Source organism: Arthrobacter sp. KBS0703, from assembly GCF_002008315.2.
Classification (GTDB): Bacteria; Actinomycetota; Actinomycetes; order Actinomycetales; family Micrococcaceae; genus Arthrobacter.
Genome location: NZ_MVDG02000001.1, coordinates 2,286,880 through 2,302,421, shown reverse-complemented (window position 1 = coordinate 2,302,421; position 15,542 = coordinate 2,286,880). Strand labels below are relative to the sequence as shown.

Sequence of the window (15,542 nt, the reverse complement as noted above, 5' to 3'; positions counted from 1 at the left end):
TTCGCCTAGCGCACCTGTGCTGGCCCTGGCCTAGCGCACCTGTGCTATTTGACGTTCCGCCGGGAGTGAGTCCGTCGGGCGGGCATGCGCCGTGAGCGATTCCCGTTCGCGGGCCAGGAGGCTTTCCTTGACCCGGAGCCCCCAACGGAAGCCGCCGAGCGTGCCGTCCGTTCGGACCACCCGGTGGCACGGCACGAACAGTGCCGCGGCGTTGAGGGCGCACGCGCTGGCGGCCGCACGGACTGCCTTCGCGTTGCCTGAAAGTTCCGCGTACTCGGTGTAGGTGACGGGGGCTCCAGGACCGACGGTGCGCAGCACGTCCCAGGCGTGGGAACGGAACGGCCCTGATTTCTGCAGCACCGGCACGCCCATTGCGGGCGCCGGATCGCCCGCGTAGAAAGCTTCCACGGCCGCGGAAATGGGGCCGAGATCGTCCACCGTGTCGTAAGTCTCGGGCAGCAGCTCCGGATGGATCTGACCGGTCAGTTGGCCGGTGTCCGCGGTCCAGCCCGACGCAAGAACCACGCCGTCCCGGGCAATGATGGTGAACGGGCCGTCCGGTGTGGCCATGGTGAGTAACTGGGCTTTCATGTCATCGCCTTCGTTGTCTGTGCGGTCTTGGCAGTGGTTTTGGGGGCGGCAGCGGCGGCGCGCCAGAGGTGCATCGTGGCGTAGGACCGCCACGGGCTGACCTCGCTGAAATCGGACGTCGGCGCCGTGCTGTTTGAGCCGGCACCGTCCCCGCCAGCACCGTCCCCGCTGGAAAGGGCTCGGATTCCGTTGCGGACGGCGGCGTCGTTGGCCAGGAATACATCCGGGGCGCCAATCACGCGCATGGCGACGTACCCCACCGTCCAGGGTCCCACCCCCGGCACGGGCAGGAGTTTCGCGCGCAGCCCGGGCAGGTCATCCCCGTACCCCAGATCCAAGTCCCCGCTGGCAAGCGCCTGGGCGGTTGCCACTAGTGATTCTATTCTTCGCCTCGGTCCGCGCAGCAGTCCGCCGCCGGCCTCGGCGATCTGTGCCGGTGTGGGGAACAGCCGGTCGAGCCCGTCGCCGGCCGTCATGCTGGGGCTGCCGGCCGCGGAGAGTTGCGTGAGTGCCGTCCGGGCCGCGGCCACCGTGATCTGCTGGCCGATCATGGCGCGGATCAGGAGCTCCTGCGGGTCCAGCGCACCGGGCATGCGGATGCCGGGAGCGGAGGCGACCGCCGCCGCGAGCCGGGGATCCGCGCCCAGCGCAGCGTCGATGGCCACCGGATCGGCGTCAAGGTCGAAGAGCCGCCGGACCCGGCTCAGCAGCGACGGGAGATCCCGCAGGTCCACCGCGCCGATGGTGAGAACCAGCGGCCGGCCCGGGGCGTCGCCGTCGTAATCCACCCGAAAGCGGGCGTCGCCGTGCGGCAGCCTCAGTGAGCGGGCGTAGGAAACCGGCGTTCCGGCTTCGATCCCCGGGATGGCGCGGACCGCCAGGAAACTGAAGATGCCCGGATCGAACGGTTCGCGGTAGGGAAGATTGAGGGTCAGGGCTGTGCTGGCCGCCGGTGTCGGGTGGTGGCGGGCGGTGGCCCGCAGGGCGGTCGGCGTCATGTCGAACACCTCGCCCACGGTCTCGTTGAACTGGCGCACACTGCTGAAGCCGGCGGCAAAGGCGATGTCCGCGAGTTTCATGGGCGTGGACACCAGCAGCGTGCGGGCGGTCTGCGCCCTACTGGCCCGGGCGAGGGAGAGGGGACCGGCGCCGAGTTCATGGCTGAGGATCCGGTTCAGCTGCCGGGACGAATAGCCCAGGCGCGCGGCCAGGCCTTCCACGCCGTCGCGGTTGATGACGCCGTCGTTGATGAGCCGCATGGCGCGGCCGGCGATGTCTGAGCGGATGTTCCAGGCAGGTGTTCCCGGCACAGCTTCGGGCAGGCAGCGCTTGCAGGCGCGGTAACCGGCGTCGTGGGCTGCGGCCGACGTTTCGTAGAAGGTGACATTCTCGGCCTTCGGCGTCCTGGCCGGGCACGAAGGCCTGCAATAGATGCCCTGTCTCTTATACACATCTAGATGTGTATAAGAGACAGGTCCTGAGCAACGGGTGTCCCGCGCATCGATTGCGCGGTAGCGCTGCCAAAAGTCCATGAACCCATCCTGCCAGCCGGCAGGAGGCAGGGGCTAGCGGAAATCGGACATGGGCGTGGGTGGGCTGCCGTGCGGCCGAACCGGCTCGGCGCCCGCACTGCCGGACTGGCCCGTGTTTGCGGCCAACCCCCGGCGGCCCGGAGCACCGTTCCGCCCGCGGGGGCTCAAAACCGGGCCAGTCCGGCACGCAGGCCCCTCCGCGGAGCGTTCGGTAGAGTCGGAGCATGACCGTTCGCAGCAGCCCGTCGGTCCCGGAGGACCCGGTGCCGGAGGACCCGGTGCCGGAGGACCGTGTGCGGGAGGTATTGTCCGGCGATGCGCGGGAGATCGCCCCGCTGCTGCTGGGCGCAGTCCTGACCCACCACACCCCGGACGGCCCGGTCTCCGTGCGGCTCACCGAGGTGGAGGCCTACATGGGTCCGGGCGATTCCCTGCATCCGGACCCCGGTTCCCATACGTTCCGCGGCCCCACCCGCCGGAACGCCCCCATGTTCGGCCCGGCGGGATACCTTTACGTCTACTTCACGTATGGGATGCACTACTGCGCCAACATCGTGTGCGGACCGGCCGGACACGCCTCCGCCGTCCTGCTGCGCGCCGGTGAGGTGGTGGCCGGCCGGGAGGCTGCGCTGGTGCGGCGGAGGACGTCGAAATCTGCCCGGGACCTGGCCAGCGGCCCGGCCCGGCTCGCCCTCGCCCTCGGCCTGACAACGGCGGACAGCGGACGCGACGCGTTGAGCGCTCCGTTCGGGCTGCAGCTTCCCCCGGTTCCCGCCGCGGATGTCAGCTCCGGCCCCAGGGTGGGCGTCTCCGGCGACGGCGGATCGCACGACTACCCGTGGCGGTTTTGGCTGACCGGCGACCCCACTGTGTCCCGCTACAAGGCGGCGAAGGTCCGTTCCGCGCAATAGGTTTCTGCGCAGTAAGTTTGGCGGGCCAACCGACGTAGGCTTGACGGGTGAACCAGCGCGAACCAGCCCCTGCCCCGAAATCCGTCCCCGTGGACGAACTGATCAGCAGCCTCTGCGCCACCGTGCCGGACTACCCCAAGCCGGGGATCATGTTCAAGGACCTGACTCCCGTATTCGCCGACGGCGGGGCGCTGCGGGCCATCGTGGACGCCTTGGTGGAACCTTTCAAGGGGCAGTTCGACGCCGTGGCCGGAGTCGAAGCCCGCGGTTTCCTGCTCGCCGCCGCGGCCGCGTATGCCACGGGAACAGGCGTGATCACCGTGCGGAAGGCCGGCAAGCTGCCCCGCGCCGTATTCTCGGAGGACTACGCCCTGGAATACGGCACGGCCACGCTCGAGCTGCACACCACGGACCTGGCAGCGGGCAGCCGCGTACTGATCCTGGACGACGTCCTCGCCACGGGCGGCACCCTCGGCGCTGCGGCCCGGCTGTTCGAGCGCTGCGGCGTCCACGTCTCCGGGGTGGGTGTGGTTATGGAACTCGGGGAACTGCGCGGACGCTCGGCCCTGGCCGGGCACCGCGTGCGCTCCCTGCTCCGCCTCTAGCGTCCGCCACGCTGCCGCCGGTCACGCCCGGCGGCAGCCACGGCCACCGCCGCCATGTTCTTCAAAATGGTTGTAGAATGGACGGTCTGTCTTTTGCGATAGGGGAAACGTCTAAATGCACGACGCCGATTTGGCCCACGAGCGGGCCTACGTTGCCGGTTTGTATGCACGGCTTGATGAATTGCGCGCTGAAAAGCGTGCCCAGTTGGCGCAGGTTCGCCGTGCCGGTGCCGTGGGCACCATGCAGAACGTTTCCGAACGCGACGCCTTTGCGGCCCTTTACGAGGACCGCCTGGCACAGCTGGACGCCGTCGACGACCGCCTCGTCTTCGGGCGGCTTGACCTCGACTCCGGTGAGGCACAGTACATTGGCCGGATCGGACTGACCACCGAGGACCTGGTCCGGCTCATGGTGGACTGGCGCGCGCCGGAGGCCGGCCACTTCTACCAAGCCACGGCCTTCGACCGACAGGGCGTGCGCCGACGGCGGCACCTGATCCTCCAGGGCCGTGACGTCAAGGCCATTGAAGACGACGTCCTCGACGCCGACATGCTGGCCGACTCGGATTCCCTGCAGGGCGAGGGCGCGCTGCTGGCTGCCCTGAACTCGAAGCGCACGGGCCGGATGTCGGACATCGTCGGCACCATCCAGTCCGAGCAGGACCGCATTATCCGCTCCTCGATCTCCGGGGCCCTCGTGGTCCAGGGCGGGCCGGGCACCGGAAAAACCGCCGTCGCCCTCCACCGTGCCGCCTATCTGCTGTACACCCACCGAGACCGGCTCAAGACCGCCGGAGTCCTGCTGGTGGGGCCGTCGTCGTCGTTCATGAAATACATCGAACGGGTCCTCCCGTCACTGGGCGAAACGGGCGTGGTGATGGCCAGCCTCGGCAGGCTGATGCCGGGCATCATTGCCGTCCCTGAGCCCGAGGCGGACGTTGCTGCCATCAAGGGCCGGCTGGACATGGCCGATGTCATTGCCAACGCTGTGGCCAACCGGCAGCGCATTCCCGCCGAGAACCGCATTCTGGAAGTTGACGGGCGCAAGCTTGTCCTCACGCCGCGCCAGGTGCGCCGCGCCCGGGAACGCGCCCGCTCCACCGGAAAGCCCCACAACGAGGCCCGCGTGACTTTCGTCAAGATCCTCCTGCGGGAACTGACGGAGCAGATGACGGAGCTCGTGGAAGCGGGAAGCATCGGCAACAATGCCGACCGCTCCTACCTCGCCGAGGACGTCCGCACGGCCAGGGACGTGCGCATCGCGTTGAACCTGTGCTGGATGCCCATGACGCCGGAGAAGCTGGTCAGCGAACTGCTGAGCAAGCCCGCCATCCTGGAAGCCTGCACGCCCAAGCTCACCGCACGGGAACGCGAGCTGCTGCTGCGCGCCCCGGACGCGCCGTGGACTGAATCCGACGTTCCGCTGCTCGACGAGGCTGCAGAGCTCCTCGGCGAACTCGATGCCGCCGCAGGCCGCGGACTCGCCCAGCAGGAACACGACCGCGCCCGCGACCTGGCCAATGCCCGGCAGACGCTGGTCAACATGGAGACCGCCGGTGTGGATGTCCTGATGTCTGCCGAGGAACTCGTGGAGCAGAACCAGGAGCGGGAGGCCCGGCTGACGGCAGCCGAGCGCGCCACCACCGACCGCACGTGGGCGTTCGGCCACATAGTGGTCGACGAAGCGCAGGAACTGTCACCCATGCAGTGGCGCCTCCTGGTCCGCCGCTGCCCGCTGAAATCCTTCACCATCGTGGGGGACATCGCGCAGACCAGCTCCGTGGCTGGCGCAAATTCGTGGCAGGGCGCCCTTGCGCCGCTGTTCGGCGACCGCTGGCAGCTTGAGGAACTCACTGTCAACTACCGGACGCCGTCGCAGGTCGCCGAGGCAGCTGCCCGCATGGCTAACGCGGCCGGCCTCGTGGTGTCCGCGCCCAAGGCGGTCCGGGAGGGCCGCTGGTCGCCCATCATCGACCGCGTGGAGCCGGGCAGCCTGGTGAGCCGGCTCGTGGAGGTCCTTCCGGACGAACTGGACGCGATCGACGGCGGCTTGCTGGCCGTGATTGCCGACGGCGAGCTTCTTGGCGAGGCCACCGCCGCGCTGCGCGCGGTCTACGGCCGCCGGATCGGCACCGGTGCCGGCAGCTACGAGCAGGACGTCGTGGTGATCAGCCCCCGGGAAGCCAAGGGACTGGAATTCGACGGCGTCGTGGTTCTGGAACCGTCCGCCATGCTGAACCACGAACACGGCCGGGTGGGCGATCTGTACGTGGCCATGACCCGGCCGACGCAGCGGCTCCGGCTGATCGCGGGCGCGGGCATTCCGGCAGGCATCGAACGCTGAGATTGTCCGGAGCAGTTCCGGGCACCCGTCGCCGGCCCTGATGACGGGCGCCCGGTGCGCTGACACGGGGCCGCCGCGGGCCGCCGATCCTGCTAACTTAGAAGGCGTGTCACACCTAAACGACCTCGAATCCCAGCAGAACGACCCCAGCTTCGCCAATGTTTGGCAGGAGCTCAAATGGCGCGGACTTGTCCACGTGTCCACCGATGAGGTGGAACTGGAGAAACTCCTCGCGGGGGACCCTGTCACGTATTACTGCGGGTTCGATCCCACGGCCCCGAGCCTTCACCTGGGAAACCTGGTCCAGCTCCTCCTCATGAGGCGCCTTCAGCTGGCGGGCCACAAGCCCCTTGGCCTCGTGGGCGGCTCCACGGGCCTGATCGGTGACCCGCGGCCGACGGCGGAACGCACCCTTAACACGAAGGACACAGTTTCCGAGTGGGTGGGCTACCTGCAGGCACAGGTGCGGCGGTTCCTCAGCTTCGATGGCGCCAACGCGGCCCGCATGGTGAATAACCTTGACTGGACCGCGCCGCTGAGCGCCATCGACTTCCTGCGCGAGATCGGAAAGCACTTCCGCGTGGGCACTATGCTGCGCAAAGATGCCGTGGCGTCGCGCCTCAGCTCCGACGAGGGCATCAGCTACACGGAGTTCAGCTACCAGATCCTGCAGGGGATGGACTACCTGCAGCTCTACCGCGACTACGGCTGCCTGCTGCAGACCGGGGGATCCGATCAGTGGGGAAACCTGACAAGCGGCACGGAACTCATCCGCAAGGTGGAGGGCAAGACCGTGCACGCGCTTGGCACGCCGCTCATCACCAACGCCGACGGAACCAAGTTCGGCAAGAGCGAAGGCAATGCCATCTGGCTGGATCCGGCCATGTGCAGCCCGTACGCGTTCTACCAGTTCTGGCTGAACACCGCCGACGCCGATGTTGTTGACCGGCTCAAGGTGTTCACCTTCCTCAGCCGCGCCGAGATCGAGGCGTTTGCGGTGTCCGTTGCCGAACGTCCGTTTGCACGCGAGGGCCAGCGCAAGCTCGCGTACGAGGTGACCTCGCTGGTTCACGGCGTCGAAGCGACTGAGAAGGTCATCGCGGCATCGGCTGCGGTCTTCGGCCATGGGGACCTGTCGGTGCTGGATGAGCAGACCCTCGCAGCGGCGACGTCCGAGCTGCCGTCGGCGGCAGTGGACGGGGCCGGCCTGGGGATCATTGATCTGCTGGTGGCGTCGGGGTTGTCGGAGAGCAAGTCGGCCGCGCGCAGGGTCGTTGGCGAAGGCGGCGCGTACGTCAATAACGCCAAGGTGTCAGACCCCGACGCCGTGATACCGCGGTCCGAGCTGTTGCACGGCAAATACCTGCTGTTGCGCAGGGGCAAAAAGAACCTGGCCACCGTGCAGGTATCGGGTAACTAGCACCACGATCCCTACATCGCACGCTCCTCCGCAGCCGATTTGCACGGCCGCGGGGGAGCGTGTAATGTCTTCTGAGTCGCCGCCGCTGAGTGGTGACAAACCCCCTTCACTGAGAAGCAATTCTTCATGTTCAAAGCACTGAATGAAGAAAAGCTTTCAATGGTGCTGGGCGGATTCGTTTTACGGAAGTGAATATCGGGAAAATAACCCGGATTTGCAAAGTGAATATGAATGAAATAAGCTATAAACATCGCAGCGAAGAAATGCGGAACAAATAAATTAGCGGATTGAATTGCTAATTGTTTCGAGAAGTATTCGAATGTGTCTGTTGTTTGAGAACTCAATAGTGTGCCAAGTTTGTTGATACCGGTTTATTTTATATGAATTGGTTGAATTTGCCAGGTTGCGCCACCCCGTGGTGTGGTCTGGTTTTGACAGCTGGTTTCAAATTTTGTGCAGGGTGCGTGTCCCGTTTTCCCGGGGGCGCATGTTGTGTCTGTTTTTGTTTTACTTCAACGGAGAGTTTGATCCTGGCTCAGGATGAACGCTGGCGGCGTGCTTAACACATGCAAGTCGAACGATGACCCGGTGCTTGCACCGGTGATTAGTGGCGAACGGGTGAGTAACACGTGAGTAACCTGCCCTTAACTCTGGGATAAGCCTGGGAAACTGGGTCTAATACCGGATATGACTCCTCATCGCATGGTGGGGGGTGGAAAGCTTTATTGTGGTTTTGGATGGACTCGCGGCCTATCAGCTTGTTGGTGAGGTAATGGCTCACCAAGGCGACGACGGGTAGCCGGCCTGAGAGGGTGACCGGCCACACTGGGACTGAGACACGGCCCAGACTCCTACGGGAGGCAGCAGTGGGGAATATTGCACAATGGGCGCAAGCCTGATGCAGCGACGCCGCGTGAGGGATGACGGCCTTCGGGTTGTAAACCTCTTTCAGTAGGGAAGAAGCGAAAGTGACGGTACCTGCAGAAGAAGCGCCGGCTAACTACGTGCCAGCAGCCGCGGTAATACGTAGGGCGCAAGCGTTATCCGGAATTATTGGGCGTAAAGAGCTCGTAGGCGGTTTGTCGCGTCTGCCGTGAAAGTCCGGGGCTCAACTCCGGATCTGCGGTGGGTACGGGCAGACTAGAGTGATGTAGGGGAGACTGGAATTCCTGGTGTAGCGGTGAAATGCGCAGATATCAGGAGGAACACCGATGGCGAAGGCAGGTCTCTGGGCATTAACTGACGCTGAGGAGCGAAAGCATGGGGAGCGAACAGGATTAGATACCCTGGTAGTCCATGCCGTAAACGTTGGGCACTAGGTGTGGGGGACATTCCACGTTTTCCGCGCCGTAGCTAACGCATTAAGTGCCCCGCCTGGGGAGTACGGCCGCAAGGCTAAAACTCAAAGGAATTGACGGGGGCCCGCACAAGCGGCGGAGCATGCGGATTAATTCGATGCAACGCGAAGAACCTTACCAAGGCTTGACATGGACCGGACCGCCGCAGAAATGTGGTTTCCCCTTTGGGGCCGGTTCACAGGTGGTGCATGGTTGTCGTCAGCTCGTGTCGTGAGATGTTGGGTTAAGTCCCGCAACGAGCGCAACCCTCGTTCCATGTTGCCAGCGCGTAATGGCGGGGACTCATGGGAGACTGCCGGGGTCAACTCGGAGGAAGGTGGGGACGACGTCAAATCATCATGCCCCTTATGTCTTGGGCTTCACGCATGCTACAATGGCCGGTACAAAGGGTTGCGATACTGTGAGGTGGAGCTAATCCCAAAAAGCCGGTCTCAGTTCGGATTGGGGTCTGCAACTCGACCCCATGAAGTCGGAGTCGCTAGTAATCGCAGATCAGCAACGCTGCGGTGAATACGTTCCCGGGCCTTGTACACACCGCCCGTCAAGTCACGAAAGTTGGTAACACCCGAAGCCGGTGGCCTAACCCCTTGTGGGAGGGAGCCGTCGAAGGTGGGACTGGCGATTGGGACTAAGTCGTAACAAGGTAGCCGTACCGGAAGGTGCGGCTGGATCACCTCCTTTCTAAGGAGCACCTACAGTCGCCTTGCCTCATGTATGTGAGTGTGGAGGGGTTGTCAGGAGTAAAGCCCGTTGCGCAGGCGATTGTTCTGCGGCGGGTGCTCATGGGTGGAATATCAACGGATAGCGGCCGCAGGTTCTTTTCCTTGCCCAGTACGGTTCCTCTCTTGAGGGGTGCCTGGAACGGTGGGGGCGGGTGCGTGCGGTTTAGTGTTTGGCACACTGTTGGGTCCTGAGGCAACAGGACCATGGCCCGCAGGGCCGTCCCTTACAGGGGATGGTGCGGGGTGTGGGACTTGTGTTTCTGGTTTCCTGGCTGCACCGATCATGCATGGTGGTTTCTTCTTTTGGGAGGGGCTGGTGTGTGGGGTGTGTGGTACGGGGTTGTTGTTTGAGAACTACATAGTGGACGCGAGCATCTTTTATAAGAAGCAATTTCAAGAATATGAACCTGGATCTGGCTGCGCGTGATGATGGCGCCCTTTTTGGGGTGTGGTTGTTGGGTGTGGTTGGTTTCTGTGGTTCTCTCGTAAATTAGCGTTTTTGATCTTTTGTGGTCAAGTTTTTAAGAGCACACGGTGGATGCCTTGGCATTAGGAGCCGAAGAAGGACGTAGGAATCTGCGATAAGCCTGGGGGAGTCGATAACCGGACTGTGATCCCAGGGTGTCCGAATGGGGAAACCCCGCCAGGGGCGCGAGCCACCTGGTGACCCGCATCTGAACACATAGGGTGCGTGGAGGGAACGCGGGGAAGTGAAACATCTCAGTACCCGCAGGAAGAGAAAACAATAGTGATTCCGTTAGTAGTGGCGAGCGAACGCGGATCAGGCTAAACCGTTCCATGTGTGATAGCCGGCGGGCGTTGCATGGGCGGGGTTGTGGGACTTTCCGTTCTGTCTCTGCCGGGACAGTGGGGTGAGGGTGCAGGTATAGGTGAACGGTCTTGAAAGGCCGGCCGTAGAGGGTGTGAGCCCCGTAACCGTAATGCTGTGCACCGCCTGGAGAGTATCCCAAGTAGCACGGGGCCCGAGAAATCCCGTGTGAATCTGTCAGGACCACCTGATAAGCCTAAATACTCCCTAATGACCGATAGCGGACCAGTACCGTGAGGGAAAGGTGAAAAGTACCCCGGGAGGGGAGTGAAACAGTACCTGAAACCGTGTGCTTACAATCCGTCGGAGCAACCGCGAGTGATCGCATAGTAGTTGTGACGGCGTGCCTTTTGAAGAATGAGCCTGCGAGTTAGTGTTACGTCGCGAGGTTAACCCGTGTGGGAAGCCGTAGCGAAAGCGAGTCTGAATAGGGCGTTGCAGTGGCGTGATCTAGACCCGAAGCGAAGTGATCTACCCATGGCCAGGTTGAAGCGACGGTAAGACGTCGTGGAGGACCGAACCCACTTCAGTTGAAAATGGAGGGGATGAGCTGTGGGTAGGGGTGAAAGGCCAATCAAACTTCGTGATAGCTGGTTCTCCCCGAAATGCATTTAGGTGCAGCGTTGCGTGTTTCTTGCTGGAGGTAGAGCTACTGGATGGCTAATGGGCCCTACAAGGTTACTGACGTCAGCCAAACTCCGAATGCCGGTAAGTGAGAGCGCAGCAGTGAGACTGTGGGGGATAAGCTTCATAGTCGAGAGGAAACAGCCCAGACCACCAACTAAGGCCCCTAAGCGTGTGCTAAGTGGGAAAGGATGTGGAGTTGCGAAGACAACCAGGAGGTTGGCTTAGAAGCAGCCATCCTTAAAAGAGTGCGTAATAGCTCACTGGTCAAGTGATTCCGCGCCGACAATGTAGCGGGGCTCAAGTACACCGCCGAAGTTGTGGCATTCACATATTTTCCAAGCCTTCGTGGTTCAGGAGTGTGGATGGGTAGGGGAGCGTCGTGTGGGCAGTGAAGTCGCGGTGTAAACCAGCGGTGGAGCCTACACGAGTGAGAATGCAGGCATGAGTAGCGAAAGACGGGTGAGAAACCCGTCCGCCGAATGATCAAGGGTTCCAGGGTCAAGCTAATCTGCCCTGGGTAAGTCGGGACCTAAGGCGAGGCCGACAGGCGTAGTCGATGGACAACGGGTTGATATTCCCGTACCGGCGAAAAACCGTCCATGTTGAACAGGGGATACTAACTGCCCGAAGCCTGCCCTATCACCCTTGTGGTGTGCGGGTTTTGGTGGAGCGCGGGACCTGATCCTGGGAGGCAAGCGTATTAACAGGTGTGACGCAGGAAGGTAGCCGAGCCGGGCGATGGTTGTCCCGGTCCAAGGATGTAGGGCGAACGGTAGGCAAATCCGCCGTTCATGATGCCTGAGATCTGACGGGACTCCCGTAAAGGGGGGATTCGGTGATCCTATGCTGCCTAGAAAAGCATCGGCGCGAGGTTTTAGCCGCCCGTACCCCAAACCGACACAGGTGATCAGGTAGAGAATACTAAGGCGATCGAGAGAATTATGGTTAAAGGAACTCGGCAAAATGCCCCCGTAACTTCGGGAGAAGGGGGCCCCAACCTTGAACACCACTTGCTGGTGGGAGGGATCGGGGCCGCAGAGACCAGGGGAAGCGACTGTTTACTAAAAACACAGGTCCGTGCGAAGTCGCAAGACGATGTATACGGACTGACTCCTGCCCGGTGCTGGGAAGGTTAAAGAGGACCGGTTAGCCGCAAGGCGAAGCTGAGAATTCAAGCCCCAGTAAACGGCGGTGGTAACTATAACCATCCTAAGGTAGCGAAATTCCTTGTCGGGTAAGTTCCGACCTGCACGAATGGAGTAACGACTTCCCCGCTGTCTCAACCATAAACTCGGCGAAATTGCAGTACGAGTAAAGATGCTCGTTACGCGCAGCAGGACGGAAAGACCCCGAGACCTTTACTATAGTTTGGTATTGGTGTTCGGAGTGGCTTGTGTAGGATAGGTGGGAGACGTTGAAGCCCGGACGCCAGTTCGGGTGGAGTCATCGTTGAAATACCACTCTGGTCACTTTGGACATCTAACTTCGGCCCGTAATCCGGGTCAGGGACAGTGCCTGATGGGTAGTTTAACTGGGGCGGTTGCCTCCTAAAAAGTAACGGAGGCGCCCAAAGGTTCCCTCAGCCTGGTTGGCAATCAGGTGTCGAGTGTAAGTGCACAAGGGAGCTTGACTGTGAGAGAGACATCTCGAGCAGGGACGAAAGTCGGGACTAGTGATCCGGCGGTACATTGTGGAATGGCCGTCGCTCAACGGATAAAAGGTACCTCGGGGATAACAGGCTGATCTTGCCCAAGAGTCCATATCGACGGCATGGTTTGGCACCTCGATGTCGGCTCGTCGCATCCTGGGGCTGGAGTAGGTCCCAAGGGTTGGGCTGTTCGCCCATTAAAGCGGTACGCGAGCTGGGTTTAGAACGTCGTGAGACAGTTCGGTCCCTATCCGCTGCGCGCGCAGGAAATTTGAGAAGGGCTGTCCTTAGTACGAGAGGACCGGGACGGACGAACCTCTGGTGTGTCAGTTGTACTGCCAAGTGCACCGCTGATTAGCTACGTTCGGATGGGATAACCGCTGAAAGCATCTAAGCGGGAAGCTCGCTTCGAGATGAGATTTCCATACACCTTGTGTGTGAGAGGCCCCCAGCCAGACCACTGGGTTGATAGGCCGGATGTGGAAGCGAGGACTAACGACTCGTGAAGCTGACCGGTACTAATAGGCCGATAACTTACACCACACACCACCCCGCAAACGGATTCAAAAGCGTTTGCACCCAGGGGCGGTAAGAAGAAACAAGACTGCTTGCGTCCACTATGTGGTTCCCAACCAACAAACCCGCACCACCGGTTTGTTGCACAGGAACCAACAACTACATAACAACACCACACCTGCCCCTTCACCGGGCAGGGATGTTGTAACCACAAATTTCCCAACCCCCAAAAGGGTTGCGGAGCAAGGGTTACGGCGGTCATAGCGTGGGGGAAACGCCCGGTCCCATTCCGAACCCGGAAGCTAAGACCCACAGCGCCGATGGTACTGCACCCGGGAGGGTGTGGGAGAGTAGGTCACCGCCGGACAACCATTACACGGTCGAGAGCCCCAACCACACGGTTGGGGCTCTCCCGCATTTAACCCCCTCAACCCGGCCGCACCGCGGCCTGCGCCGTGCCTCCACGGCTCGAGTCTGCCCTGACCGCGGTGACTTGCCGCGTGGGGCCGGGCTTTGCCGTCCACGACCAGTTTCCGAGGGAGTTGATCGTTGCGGCGCCGAGGCGGGCGGCCGCACGGCCCGGTGTGACGTCGTAGAGCATAACGCTGGCCCCTGTCGCAGGGCCGGCGTTCTTGGACGTCCCCGCGAAGGTGATGTCCTTGTTCAGCCGGTGCCTGGCGGTGCTAACGGTGACCACGTCCTTTGGCGCCGTGGTCACGGGGTCACCGGGGCTGCCGGCTGCGGTGCCGCCGGCGCCGCAGCCTCGGTGGGCTCGCTAGATCCGCCGCCCCCGCCGCCGGTGGATTCGGCCGGCTGCGTTGCCGCCCCGCCGGCCGGCGGGACCTGGCCGATGGGATGCGGTTTCACGGCTTCGATGGGGTCGTTGGGGTCGGGCTCGTTCGGGTTATAGCCCACGCTGAACTGGCCCATCATGTCGTGGTCCTCATGCGGAAGGTTGTGGCAGTGGATCATGTACCGGCCCCGGTTATGCTCGAACTTCATGAGCAGGCGAACCGTCTCGCCTTCTCCGACATACACGACGTCCTTGGGGCCACGCTCGTAAGCGAAAGGTGCCTGGCCGTTGCGGCTGAGGATCTGGAAATCCACAAGATGGATATGCAGCGGATGGAACCAGCCTCCCGAGCTGTTTTCGACCTCCCAGATTTCAACATCGTTCAGGTCCGGGTTAGCCAGGACCTTCTTGTAGCCGCTCTTGATGACTTCATCCCACGTCGTGCCGCCAATGGTCCAGATGCCGTTGTCCCTTTTCAGGCGCATTTGCCGGGTTTTGACGGACTGGGACGGCGTCAGGCTCATGGCCGTGCTGCCGGCGAGGAGCGTCGGCATCACCGTGGCAGCGGGACCGGACGTGTCGACCGGATCGCCGGTGACGTCGAAGGCCATGATCCTGCCGGTGTTGTCGTAATCGACGTTGTTCTTGTTCGACAGGTTGCGCAGTTCAACGCGCTTGCCTGCCGGGTACTTGGAGAAGTCAATGAGGATCTCGTAGCGTTCGGCACCGGCTTGCCGCCAGGAGGTGACCTGCTGGGCGGACGGCATCAGGCCGCCGTCGGTTCCAACCACGGTCACCGGGTCTCCGGTGCTGAGCTGGAACCTGTAGGAGCGTGAGATGGACGCATTGAGGATGCGGAAGCGGTAAATTCGGCGCTGAACCTTCATGTACGGCCACGGCGCACCGTTGACCAGGATGACGTCGCCCCACAGCCCGGAATGCGTGTTGTCGTTGTAGCCGAGTGCCCCGTTCCTGGCAAACATGGCGTCGGAGACTGTCAGGGGCACGTCGTACTGGCCCTGCGGCAGCAGGTTTTGCTCCACCTCGTCGTGAAGGTGGTATTGGCCTGCCAGGCCCGAGTACACGCTTTGCGCGGTGTTGTGCACGGCATGGTCGTGGTACCACAACGTGCGCGCGGGCTGGAAGTTGGGGTACTCGTAGTCCTTGCACATCCCGCGGCCGGTGATGTCGTTGGCGTACCCGTCGAACTGAGGCAGGGACGCGGAACCGTGGAGATGCGTCGAGGTATCCAGGCGGTATCCCCACTGCGGATGGAAGAGCGGCAGGACGTTATCCATTTCCAGTTTGATGCGCTCTCCCTGGTTCACCTTGATGGTGGGACCGGGAAAGGAGCCGTTGTATCCCAGGATCGGCGTCTTCAGGCCTGGAACGATGCTGGCCATGCCGGCCGTCTGCTCGATGTGATAGAGGTGCGTCTTCTTACCGTCCGTACCTACTACCGTGCTCTTGGGCTTGAGCACCGGCGGGACGGTGAGCGCCTGCTGGTAAGGCTTAGGCATGTTTCGCGGATCCAGCAGGCTGGCAGACTTCGCGCTGACCGATGACAGCGGCACCGCGAGCCCCATGGCCCCGATAATTCCCACCCCACCGATCTGGAGCGCTTGGCGACGTGAAACTGGCATGTT

General features: G+C 62.5%; 8 protein-coding genes and 3 rRNA genes. 7 read left to right on the top strand and 4 right to left on the bottom strand.

Features of this window, described 5'->3' with window-relative positions:
* Positions 1 to 30: 30 nt before the first annotated feature.
* Positions 31 to 591, bottom strand: a complete 561-nt coding sequence (locus B1A87_RS10840) for a methylated-DNA--[protein]-cysteine S-methyltransferase (RefSeq protein ID WP_078026486.1) — start codon at positions 589 to 591, stop codon at positions 31 to 33.
* Positions 588 to 2,123: a DNA-3-methyladenine glycosylase 2 family protein gene (locus tag B1A87_RS10835; RefSeq protein ID WP_144275790.1), complete on the bottom strand. Its 1,536-nt coding sequence runs from the start codon at positions 2,121 to 2,123 to the stop codon at positions 588 to 590. Before B1A87_RS10835 ends, B1A87_RS10840 begins: the two co-directional genes overlap by 4 nt.
* 224 nt (positions 2,124 to 2,347) lie before the next feature.
* Here B1A87_RS10835 and B1A87_RS10830 point away from each other — a divergent pair, with 224 nt between their 5' ends.
* The 7 genes from B1A87_RS10830 to rrf all read left to right on the top strand — a co-directional run bounded on the left by B1A87_RS10830 (position 2,348) and on the right by rrf (position 13,470).
* Positions 2,348 to 3,034 (top strand): DNA-3-methyladenine glycosylase, encoded by a 687-nt coding sequence (locus B1A87_RS10830; protein WP_078026488.1) that lies wholly within the window; start codon positions 2,348 to 2,350, stop codon positions 3,032 to 3,034.
* A 47-nt stretch (positions 3,035 to 3,081) separates the two neighbouring features.
* Positions 3,082 to 3,639 carry an adenine phosphoribosyltransferase gene (locus B1A87_RS10825; RefSeq protein ID WP_078026489.1) on the top strand — a complete coding sequence of 186 codons (558 nt, stop codon included), beginning with the start codon at positions 3,082 to 3,084 and terminating at the stop codon, positions 3,637 to 3,639.
* Between the two features lie 115 nt (positions 3,640 to 3,754).
* Complete coding sequence (locus B1A87_RS10820) at positions 3,755 to 5,983, top strand: AAA family ATPase (protein ID WP_078026490.1); 2,229 nt, start codon at positions 3,755 to 3,757, stop codon at positions 5,981 to 5,983.
* 106 nt (positions 5,984 to 6,089) lie between these two features.
* Positions 6,090 to 7,403, top strand: coding sequence for a tyrosine--tRNA ligase (tyrS, locus tag B1A87_RS10815; protein WP_078026491.1), 1,314 nt, complete (start codon positions 6,090 to 6,092; stop codon positions 7,401 to 7,403).
* Between the two features lie 512 nt (positions 7,404 to 7,915).
* Positions 7,916 to 9,442: ribosomal RNA gene (locus tag B1A87_RS10810) — 16S ribosomal RNA — on the top strand.
* A gap of 552 nt (positions 9,443 to 9,994) precedes the next feature.
* A 23S ribosomal RNA gene (locus B1A87_RS10805) occupies positions 9,995 to 13,130 on the top strand.
* A 223-nt stretch (positions 13,131 to 13,353) separates the two neighbouring features.
* Positions 13,354 to 13,470: ribosomal RNA gene (gene rrf, locus B1A87_RS10800) — 5S ribosomal RNA — on the top strand.
* The 16S, 23S and 5S rRNA genes sit together here, the layout of an rRNA operon.
* Before the next feature lie 60 nt (positions 13,471 to 13,530).
* On the opposite strand, the gene B1A87_RS10795 is transcribed toward rrf, so the two are convergent.
* Together B1A87_RS10795 and B1A87_RS10790 are read right to left on the bottom strand one after the other, a co-directional pair.
* Positions 13,531 to 13,821: a hypothetical protein gene (locus tag B1A87_RS10795; protein ID WP_144275789.1), complete on the bottom strand. Its 291-nt coding sequence runs from the start codon at positions 13,819 to 13,821 to the stop codon at positions 13,531 to 13,533.
* Entirely contained in the window at positions 13,818 to 15,539 is a 1,722-nt protein-coding gene (locus B1A87_RS10790) for a multicopper oxidase family protein (RefSeq protein WP_144275788.1), read from the bottom strand. The genes B1A87_RS10795 and B1A87_RS10790 overlap by 4 nt, the downstream gene beginning before the upstream one ends.
* Positions 15,540 to 15,542: the final 3 nt, after the last annotated feature.

Coding starts and splice junctions, on each gene's coding strand:
- B1A87_RS10840 (WP_078026486.1), bottom strand. CDS start 591: ATGAAAGCCCAGTTACTCACCATGGCCACACCGGACGGCCCGTTCACC.
- B1A87_RS10835 (WP_144275790.1), bottom strand. CDS start 2,123: ATGGACTTTTGGCAGCGCTACCGCGCAATCGATGCGCGGGACACCCGT.
- B1A87_RS10830 (WP_078026488.1), top strand. CDS start 2,348: ATGACCGTTCGCAGCAGCCCGTCGGTCCCGGAGGACCCGGTGCCGGAG.
- B1A87_RS10820 (WP_078026490.1), top strand. CDS start 3,755: ATGCACGACGCCGATTTGGCCCACGAGCGGGCCTACGTTGCCGGTTTG.
- B1A87_RS10790 (WP_144275788.1), bottom strand. CDS start 15,539: ATGCCAGTTTCACGTCGCCAAGCGCTCCAGATCGGTGGGGTGGGAATT.